This is a genomic window from Faecalicatena faecalis, assembly GCF_012524165.2.
Taxonomy (GTDB): Bacteria; Bacillota; Clostridia; order Lachnospirales; family Lachnospiraceae; genus Faecalicatena_A; species Faecalicatena_A faecalis.
Map to the genome: position 1 here is coordinate 323267 of NZ_JABACJ020000003.1, position 7532 is coordinate 330798.

Genomic DNA, 7532 nt, shown 5'->3' on the forward strand with positions numbered 1-7532 from the left:
TCCTATTCCTTTACGGCTGATGCAACGATGCCTTGTTCCAAATAATCTCTTCCCCACAAAAACACCAGAAAGGCCGGCAGCAATGTGACCATCGAAGCGGCAAAGGCTATTCCCGCACTCCCGGCATCAATATTGGGAAGATAAAGTGAAAGCGGCCACAAATTCTTACTTTTTAAGAAGACCAGTGGCTGCTCAATCAAATTCCAGTATTCCAGAAATCCCAACACAAAGACCGCAATGATGCCAGATGACCCCATTGGCAGGGCTATATACAGAAAAACCTCCTTTTCCCCTGCCCCGTCTATTCTCGCAGCCTCCAGCAGAGCTTCCGGCACACTGCAAAAGAAACGATACAGGATAAAGACTGGAAAGGTGGAAAACACGGCAGGCAGAATTACGGACCACTGTGTATCAATCAGCTCCATCCTGTTCAACGTCAGATAACTCGGGAGCATAGTCACCTGAAACGGCATCATCATTAAAATAAGATAGAGAAAAAACAGGACTTTTTTTAATGGAAAACGATATTTAGCAAATCCCCAAGCCGCCGGTATTCCCACCAAAAGCTGCCCTATAAGCACTCCCCCTGTAATTTTCACTGAATTCCAGAACATGTGGAAAAATTCGGGTGAATCCAGAAGCAGCTCCACATAATGACGAAGAGTTGGTGTCATCGGTAAAAGTCTCCAGGAAACATAACCTTTCCCTTCGGATAACGCGGTTCCCAGCTCCTGACTGAGCTCCTGATCCCCCATGACAGAGCCCGTCAGCAAAAACAACACGGGATAACAGACGAGCGCGCTTATCATAAGCAGCAGACATATGCTGATTATTTTCTTTTTCATCTATGCTTCCCCTCCTGCTCCCAGATTCTCTTAAGAAGCAGGATCAGACATGTGATCACTAGAACCACCAGCACTGCGGCAGAGGCAATCTTGTCAAATTCCAGCTTCCCGAACCAGTTGTTAAACAAATGCTGCAACAGATACATACTCTCATGCGGATAATCTCCCGCCACCAGATACCCCTCCCTGAACACCTTGAAGGAGTTTAAAAAAGAGAGAACAGTAATAGTATAGAACATCGGTTTTAAGTTCGGCAGTGTGATATGCAGAAAACATTGAAAATGGCCTGCCCCATCCACCCTGGCTGCCTCATAGATAGCGGAAGGAATCCCCATGAGCCCTGCCATCCACAGTACAATATCATATCCGAGATTCTTCCAAATATAGCTGCCTACCAGAATCCAGAATGCCGTCCCTGTATTCATCCAGTCCTTTGAAATCCCTCCCAGCTTTGCCAGCAGGGCATTAAGGAGCCCCTTTTCGTGAAACATCACACGCCAGAACAGGACAACCGACGCTACCGGAACTGCCATAGGTACAAGGAAGGCAGATTTAAAAATACGGCCAGATGTACCGATATTCTGAAGAACGATTGCAAGCAGCAGCGATAATACGACCAGAACAGGGATGCATACAGCAGTGAACCGAAGCGTATTCATGGCTGCCAGCCGGAATGCAGACGTCTCAAAAAGGATACGGTAATTTTCGATGCCCCTCCATTCCCTTAGAACCGGTCCCTGGAAAGACTGGCACAATACATCCAGAAACGGGAAGAAGACAAAGACCATTACCCCTGCCAGACTGGGCAGGATGAACAACAAACCGGTAATGGCCTGTTTTCTCCGTTTTCCAGTATACTTACTCAGCAAGATACAGATTCACCTTCTGTGTAATTTTATCCACCGTATCCGAAACACTGCTCTCCCCGTTCATGCATTTTGTTCCTTCCTCAAAGACAGTCCTTGTTATAAATTCATCTGTAACTGCCGGCGTTTTCAACTCACCTGCCAGCTTTTTAAAGGCATCGGCCTGTTCCTTTGAGGGCCAGGTATATTCCATCTCAAAAGTGCCCTCTCCTATATCACTTTCTATCGTACGCATTCCTTCCTGTATATCCTCCGGTTTTAACAGTTTCTTATCAAAAGCAGCAATATTTACCGGCCATGAATCCTCCAGCGTAAAATCCTGTGCATCCTGAAGCAAAAAGGTACAGAATTCCTCTGCCAGCTCTGTTTTTGTGCTCTTCGCACTTATGCCAATGGTGCTCATCGGGATATAAGTCCCCTCTGCCTGCCCCGGTGCTAGCTTGTAGCTGCCGTCTGATACTGTATTGATCTTTGAAATAAGTGCACATAGGTCCATGCCCCTCCTGATATTTGCCAGATACATTTCGGAATCTGTAAAACCACTTTCTGTAGTTAAATATTCCGCGCTGGTCATAAAGGGCGCCTGATTAAAAAATTCTGCATCCGAAGCAGTATATTCAAAAGACTCATAAGGCTGACGAATGTCCTGTATCCTCTTTGCGTCCGTGAAGAACTGTTTAAGCGCTTTCTGATTGAGTGTTCCATCCTGATTAATCCAGGCCGGGGATGATGCCGGCATCAGGATTAGAAGCAGATTAGATGCAGCGATATTTTCCATGAAAGTGCTCTTATCGGGATATTCCTGTCCATACTCCGTAAGTGCGTCCGCCAGATCCCCAAGCGTTTCCGTCTGACTTAAAAAATCATTTTCTGCCATCAGAACAGGTACTGCAAAACGGGTAGGGACCGCAAGATACTCCCCTTTCTTTTGATAGCAACCGAGGATATTTTTAAATAATCCGTCCGATTGATCCACTTTCTCTATGACATCGGACATATCTGCCAGAAGTCCCTTTTCCATGTAGCTTTCTATAGGCATACCATCCATAAGCAAAATATCCGGGCCATCCCCTGCCATGATACTTGTATTAAGTGTCTTTAAGGCATCTGCTCTGGTCACTGCATTTTCTCCCGTGATTCCCACCTCAAGCTTTACGAGTACATCCGGATTCTGCGTCTGAAAAGCGGAAATGGCCTGACGGACTGCCCGGTTGTCATACAGTGTATAGACAGCCAGAGATTTTTCTGGTGAAGAGGCTGCATCCGGATCATACTCATACCGGATGATTCTTCCATCTGTGTCACTCAGATAAAGGTGATCTTTATCCTGAGCAGCACCGATTGATAACATGACTGCGGGATTGCTCATCTGTCCGAAGGAACCGTTGAAGATTTTTTCCACGATGGTTCCCTGTGTGTCGTACCGGTATATTCCATTTTTATTTACAAAGTACAGCGCATGATCGGAAGCTCCGGGCAGAGTCAGATTGGCAAAATCCCCCGCGCCTCCCTCACTGCCTGAGAGAAAATCACTCAACACATCCTCGTCCTCTGTATTCTCAAAGGTATCCGTCTGATACGTCCTGACTTCAATGTCAAACTTAATATCTGAAGCACCGGATTCTTCCGTGGCAGAGCTGCCCTGAGGCTGATACTCCTGAACGATCACATACAGCTTGTCACCTGAAGTACAGAATTCAAAACCACCGGTCATCCCTTCATAATCTGTCAACTCAACTTCGTATGTATGCTTTACGGTGAGAGAATCGGCATCTATCTGGTAAATATTAAGATTGTCTGTACAAAACAAATCTCCGTTTTCTGCAAATGCTGCTGCATAGATTCTGGAACCAAATGACGATAAAGCCGTCATCCCTCTCTGGTCCGGTTCTGCCGCAGGCAGTTCCAGATTCAGAATCTGTTCTGATCCGTCCGGGCGAATGACTTTATATTCGGCCTCGTCCCGTAAGGCAGCATAGAACAGACTCCCGTCGCTTCCGATTGCGGCAGCCGAGATTCTCAAACCTGTATCACCGTCTTCACGAAGCGAAGTTTCAAAGCCGTCTGACAGCTCTTTCGGCTGTGCATCCCAAGGTTTCCAGGAGTCCCCCCGATCCGGGGAATCATAGATTCCTGTGCTGGTAAATGCCCTCAGATTCCCATCCTTTACGACCTGTATATCCAGCAGTTCACCCTTGGGACCATCCTGAATATGTTCGACAAGTCTGCCCCTGGAACCACTGCCTTCCCCGTCTTCGGCAGAGGCCTCCTTCGTTCCGTTCAAATCTTTATTTTCCCCGCCGTCTTTTCCACATGCTGTAAAAGACAGACATATCATTCCTGTCATAGCTGCTGCCAGTATCCGTTTCCATTTATTCATATTTTCTTCCCCTTCCCGCCGGCTGCGCATCCGTTCTTTTATTTCCTGTATCCCATTTTGTATACAGTGATTTGTTTACCCGTTCAGTATAACATGGGTTTTCTCTATGCATCCTCTATCCAATCTCTAATTAATATCTAATTTGACCTGTCCGCTGTCTTTGGAAACGATAAGATGGTATACTGGGCGTAAGGTCGGTATGAAAGCATCTGCACCGGCAACGAAGTTTCTATTCTTCAATGTGCTAGAAATTCAGGAGGTATCATTACAATGCGTATACTGATTATTGATGATGACGGACAGCTCTGTCAGAATCTTGCCTATCAACTCAAAAAGAAAGGGATCAATGCCGATATATGCCTAAACGGTGAGGACGGACTCGAGGCTGCGGGAAAAGACATATACGATCTGATTCTGCTCGACCGTATGCTTCCGGGGCTTTCCGGCACCGAAGTATTATCAGCCATCCGGGAGGATGGGATTCAAACGCCCGTCATTCTTGTCACCGCCTTAGGTGATATCTCCCAGCGGGTTCAGGGGCTGGATGCCGGGGCAGATGACTATCTGGTCAAGCCGATTGCCTTTGAGGAGCTGATGGCCAGAATCCGAAGTATCCAGCGAAGACCGCGAAATCTGACGGACGGGCAGCTTCTCCGGTATCATGATCTCTCTCTCGATCTCAATTCTAAGATTTTAAGCTGCAACGGTGAGTCATGCAGTCTTTCCAGAAAGGAAGGAGACCTGCTGGAAGTCTTTTTAAGGCATCCGGGCACGGTTCTTGCTAGGAATCTAATTCTGACCAAAGTCTGGGGAATTGATACGGAGATTGAAGACGGCAACCTGGACAATTATATCCATTTTTTAAGGAGACGGCTGAGATCGGTGCACAGTACTATGTCCATTCGAACAGTACGGGGCATCGGATATTGCCTGGAGGTGTAAATGTTTCGAAAACTTCATCTTAAAATGACTCTTTTCTGTACGGCAGTCACGGGGGGCATCTTAATCCTCATGGCGCTTACCGGTCTGAGAGTATTTGAGTCCTTACTTGGTAAAAACGATACAGCCTCCTATGAAAAAACAGTATCCTCAGTACTTGCTTATCTTGACGGACAGAATATTCTGGATTATGACACGATCAACAGAATTGCAGATAATAATTTTTATACGATTTCTGTCTATGACAGAGGAACCGTTTATTCCAGACATCATAGTCCAAAAGAGGAGGCTCTGATGGAGACCGCCTGTGAAACTGCCCTTGAGAAATACAATTTTGACATACAGACCCCGCCAAAACCTGGGGCAATCATCACCACGCTAAATTTTTCGCTGGAGCTTGACGATGTCTCTTATCTGATCACACTTGCTCCACTCACAAGGAAATACGGAACCGTATGTATAGTCATTGCTTACCAGTGCAGCCAGTTGAATCAGCAGATCTGGCTGCTTCGTTTCAGTATGCTGGCTATCATTGTCATTGCCTGTTTACTGCTGTTTCTATTTGCAAGGATTTTTTCCGCCCGTATACTAAAGCCTGTGGAGGAGAGCCGGAAAAAACAAATACAGTTTACCGCGGCTGCATCCCACGAGCTCCGCTCTCCGCTTGCCGTTATTTTATCCAGCGCAGAGACTCTGAAGGCCGCAGATGCAGGGGAAAAAGACTCCCTGTATGAGGTGATTGCATCCGAAGGCAGGCGCATGTCCCGTCTGATCGATGATATGCTTTCTCTGACCGCTGCAGATAATCAGGTTTGGCCTATGCATCCTGTACAGGTTCCGATGGATACGATGCTGCTCGATCTGTATGAAGCCTATCTTCCGATAATCCACGAAAAAGGAATTGATTCTACCATAGAACTGCCGGAGGATTCCCTCCCCTGCACCGTCTGCGACAGACTGCGTATGGAGCAGGTCCTGTGCATTCTGCTGGACAATGCAATCAGCTACACGACCCGGGGCGGCCGGATCACACTCGGTATCATGCAGGAAAACCGTACTCTGAAAATCTGGATTGCGAATACCGGACCGTCTATTCCCGATGAGCAAAAGGAACAGATTTTCGACCGTTTTTTCCGTGCGGACACCTCACGAAAGGATAAACAGCATTTTGGCCTCGGACTTAGTATTGCACGAGAGATTATGCACCTGCACAAAGGAAAAATCTGGGTGGAGGATTCCCCCCTTGGAGGTCCCGTTTTCTGTCTGAGACTGCCCTGCCAGCCACAATAACCCCAGCGCTACCCTACTTCTGCGTAGTACGATCCTTCCAAACGTTGCAGTCGCCAAAAGAGATACCTCTGAAATGGCTCGAGTATTGGCCTAACCCGCATGATTAACTGGCTGTACAACTTTTTTTAACAAATAAAAAATGCCTCAAACCCTCTGTTTATAAGGGTTTGAAGCACCTCTCACTAATGCCGCAGACCGGAATCGAACCGGTACGGGTATCACTACCCACGGGATTTTAAGTCCCGGGCGTCTGCCAGTTCCGCCACTGCGGCATTACTGCGCCAGCTTTTAAGCTGTGTGCATCGATGCCAGGCATCGTGTCACATTTTGCAGTTAATTAAATTAAATTTTGCAGCATATTTACTGCAAAATGGGACCTATAGGGCTCGAACCTATGACCCTCTGCTTGTAAGGCAGATGCTCTCCCAGCTGAGCTAAGATCCCACAATATTTAATTATCCATCGGAAAAGATTATACACCTTTTTTGCTCCGATGTCAACGACCCAGAAGAGACTCGAACTCTCGACCTCCGCCGTGACAGGGCGGCGCTCTAACCAACTGAGCCACTGGGCCTTATTTAATTAGTGGACCTTCGGGGACTCGAACCCAGGACCGATCGGTTATGAGCCGATTGCTCTAACCAACTGAGCTAAAGGTCCACGTGTATTATGTCCCTTAAAGGAACAAAGCCGATGATCGGACTCGAACCGATAACCTGCTGATTACAAATCAGCTGCTCTGCCAATTGAGCCACATCGGCATACTTAGTTTTCCATTGAGTAACTAACTATTTATCATTACTCATCACCAAATGTCCAAAACTAAATGACTCCGACGGGAATCGAACCCGTGTTACCGCCGTGAAAGGGCGATGTCTTAACCGCTTGACCACGGAGCCTTATATTGTAACAGTCTTAACAATTTTATAGACCGTAAGTAGTGCTCACGGTCTACAAGCTCCCCGAGTTGGGCTCGAACCAACGACCCTTCGGTTAACAGCCGAATGCTCTACCACTGAGCTATCGAGGAATATTACCTATAATTGTGTACCTTCAAAACTACATACAAAGAATCTTTTAAACATCCATTTCCTATCACCTTGCTTGGTTATGCCCTCGACCTATTAGTAACAGTCAGCTCCATGCATTACTGCACTTCCACCTCTGCCCTATCTACCTCGTCGTCTTCAAGGGGTCTTACTAACTTGACGT

5 protein-coding genes, 7 tRNA genes and 1 rRNA gene are annotated in these 7532 nt (G+C 46.9%); 2 read left to right on the plus strand and 11 right to left on the minus strand.

The window, feature by feature from the left end:
• Positions 1–2 precede the first annotated feature (2 nt).
• The 3 genes from HGO97_RS05795 to HGO97_RS05805 are packed head-to-tail and all read right to left on the minus strand — an operon-like array spanning position 3 to position 4091.
• Positions 3–845, minus strand: coding sequence for a carbohydrate ABC transporter permease (locus HGO97_RS05795; protein WP_216240247.1), 843 nt, complete (start codon positions 843–845; stop codon positions 3–5).
• Positions 842–1714, minus strand: a complete 873-nt coding sequence (locus tag HGO97_RS05800) for a carbohydrate ABC transporter permease (RefSeq protein WP_246597313.1) — start codon at positions 1712–1714, stop codon at positions 842–844. The genes HGO97_RS05795 and HGO97_RS05800 overlap by 4 nt, the downstream gene beginning before the upstream one ends.
• Positions 1704–4091, minus strand: a complete 2388-nt coding sequence (locus HGO97_RS05805) for an ABC transporter substrate-binding protein (RefSeq protein ID WP_216240248.1) — start codon at positions 4089–4091, stop codon at positions 1704–1706. The genes HGO97_RS05800 and HGO97_RS05805 overlap by 11 nt, the downstream gene beginning before the upstream one ends.
• A gap of 270 nt (positions 4092–4361) precedes the next feature.
• Between HGO97_RS05805 and HGO97_RS05810 the strand changes: the two genes are divergently transcribed.
• Complete coding sequence (locus HGO97_RS05810) at positions 4362–5033, plus strand: response regulator transcription factor (protein WP_216240249.1); 672 nt, start codon at positions 4362–4364, stop codon at positions 5031–5033.
• Complete coding sequence (locus HGO97_RS05815; RefSeq protein WP_216240250.1) at positions 5034–6320, plus strand: sensor histidine kinase; 1287 nt, start codon at positions 5034–5036, stop codon at positions 6318–6320.
• A 186-nt stretch (positions 6321–6506) separates the two neighbouring features.
• Here HGO97_RS05815 and HGO97_RS05820 read toward each other — a convergent pair.
• The 8 genes from HGO97_RS05820 to HGO97_RS05855 all read right to left on the minus strand — a co-directional run.
• A tRNA-Leu gene (locus HGO97_RS05820) sits at positions 6507–6592 on the minus strand.
• A 99-nt stretch (positions 6593–6691) separates the two neighbouring features.
• Positions 6692–6764: transfer RNA gene (locus HGO97_RS05825), tRNA-Val, on the minus strand.
• Between the two features lie 56 nt (positions 6765–6820).
• Positions 6821–6894, minus strand: a tRNA-Asp gene (locus tag HGO97_RS05830).
• A gap of 12 nt (positions 6895–6906) precedes the next feature.
• Positions 6907–6980: transfer RNA gene (locus tag HGO97_RS05835), tRNA-Ile, on the minus strand.
• Between the two features lie 28 nt (positions 6981–7008).
• A tRNA-Thr gene (locus tag HGO97_RS05840) sits at positions 7009–7081 on the minus strand.
• 66 nt (positions 7082–7147) lie between these two features.
• Positions 7148–7219 (minus strand) — tRNA-Glu (locus HGO97_RS05845).
• A gap of 59 nt (positions 7220–7278) precedes the next feature.
• Positions 7279–7350 (minus strand) — tRNA-Asn (locus HGO97_RS05850).
• Positions 7351–7424: 74 nt separating this feature from the next.
• Positions 7425–7532, minus strand: a 23S ribosomal RNA gene (locus tag HGO97_RS05855); the annotation flags it as partial.